We start from the raw sequence: 264 nt of genomic DNA on the forward strand, positions 1-264 counted from the left end.
CGCCGTCCACGTACAGGCGCACGCCGTGGTTCTCGTCCCTGCCGAAGGCGATGTGCTGCCACTGCTCTGGCGACGGAAGGGCATCCAGTTTGAATGACTCGCGGGTGCGTGCCAGGTTGGCGTCGGTCACGAAGGCATCGAAGCCGTGGCCGTTCCAGTCGATGCGCAGCCCGGCCATGTCCCAGCTGCTGTGGTCGGCATAGCCGACCCGGAAAATCACGAACGGCGCTTCACCCACCGCGAAGCGGGGGCGCCAGAAGAAGC

At 66.3% G+C, this 264-nt stretch carries 1 protein-coding gene; it reads right to left on the reverse strand.

What is annotated here, in order from left to right; all coding sequences use genetic code 11:
• The coding region (locus ACQG3P_RS20030) for a hypothetical protein (protein ID WP_426806024.1) at positions 1–264 on the reverse strand (264 nt) is incomplete at both ends.

The organism is Stenotrophomonas sp. SrG (assembly GCF_050031795.1).
GTDB lineage: Bacteria > Pseudomonadota > Gammaproteobacteria > Xanthomonadales > Xanthomonadaceae > Stenotrophomonas > Stenotrophomonas rhizophila_A.